Genomic DNA, 1242 nt, shown 5'->3' with positions numbered 1-1242 from the left:
CCGGTGCACAGCCTGCCGCTCGCCCCGGTCCACCCGCTCCGGCCCGGCCGCACCGTCACCCCCTCGCACGCCGCCCCGGCGGCCGCCGGGTGGCAGCACAGCGCGGTGGTCGGCCTGGACGACGACGACATCGGGTTCGCCGAGATCGACGTCTACGCGCCGCGCACCGCCACCGGCTGACCCCGCGCAGCACCCGGGCACCCGCGCGGTAAGGTGTCCGGAGCAAGGGGCTGTGGCGCAGTTGGTAGCGCGTCTCGTTCGCAATGAGAAGGCCAGGGGTTCGAATCCCCTCAGCTCCACCGGTCGCCGAGCCCGGGTCCCGTCAGGGGGCCCGGGCTCCGTGCGTCAGGGGGTCAGCGGGCCGCCCGGAAGTCCGCCGGACGCTTGGCCACGAAGGCGGTGATGCCCTCGACCGACTCGGGGTCGGCGGCGGACTCCACGATCAACCGGGCCTCCTCGTCCAGCTGGGTGTCCAGGGTGGTGGTGGCCGCGCGGCGGACCAGGCCCCGGGTGCGGACCATCGCCCGGACCGGTCCGGCCGCGACCTGGGCGGCCAGCGCGGTCGCCGCGGCGGTCAGCTCCTCGTCGTCGACCAGCCGGCCGACCAGGCCGAACAGGTGGGCGTCGGCGGCGGACAGCGTGCCGTTGGTCAGCATGAGCTCCAGCGCCCGCGGGGCGCCCAGCGTGCGGGCCAGCGCCCAGGAGCTGCCGCCGTCGGGGGACAGGCCGATGGCGCCGTAGGCCGGGCGGAACTTCGTCGACCGGGCGGCGACCACGAGGTCGCAGGCGCCGACCAGGCCCACCCCGGCGCCGGCCACCGCGCCCTGCACGCCGGCGACCACGGGGACCGGGCAGGTGATGACCGCCCGGATCGCGTCGTGCCAGCGCTCGGCCAGCGCGCCGATGAACCCGGGCGCGTCCTGCGCCGCTGCCATGCCCTGCACGTCGCCGCCCACGCAGAACCGCGGGCCGGCGCCCAGCAGCAGCACGGTCCGGGTCTCGGCGGGGCGGTCGGCCAGGGCCTGCACCAGGGCGTCGGCCAGCGCCAGGTCGATGGCGTTGCCGGCCTCGGGGCGGTCCAGGGTGATCCGCCAGACGTCGCCGTCCACCGCCGTGCTGACCCGTCGCGTCGTCGCGCTGCTCGTCATGGACCGACCGTAGGGCCGCGGGCACGCCGACGCCCCCGGTCCGCGGGGGACCGGGGGCGTCGGCGTGCCCGCGGCCCTACGGTCGGTCCATGAC

At 77.3% G+C, this 1242-nt stretch carries 1 protein-coding gene, 1 tRNA gene and 1 pseudogene; 2 read left to right on the top strand and 1 reads right to left on the bottom strand.

Translation table 11 applies throughout. The features are described 5' to 3' along the window. Both LFA75_RS23660 and LFA75_RS23655 read left to right on the top strand, forming a co-directional pair. Nucleotides 1-180: pseudogene (locus LFA75_RS23660) on the top strand (hypothetical protein); the annotation flags it as partial. 46 nt (nt 181-226) lie between these two features. Further along, nucleotides 227-299 (top strand) — tRNA-Ala (locus LFA75_RS23655). 54 nt (nt 300-353) lie between these two features. Here LFA75_RS23655 and LFA75_RS23650 read toward each other — a convergent pair. Beyond that, entirely contained in the window at nt 354-1148 is a 795-nt protein-coding gene (locus LFA75_RS23650) for an enoyl-CoA hydratase/isomerase family protein (RefSeq protein WP_225236165.1), read from the bottom strand. Between the last annotated feature and the right edge of the window lie 94 nt (nt 1149-1242).

Origin of the sequence: Klenkia terrae, from assembly GCF_900491935.1 — a bacterium.
Lineage (GTDB): Bacteria > Actinomycetota > Actinomycetes > Mycobacteriales > Geodermatophilaceae > Klenkia > Klenkia terrae.
This window is presented reverse-complemented; position numbering and strand designations above follow the sequence as displayed.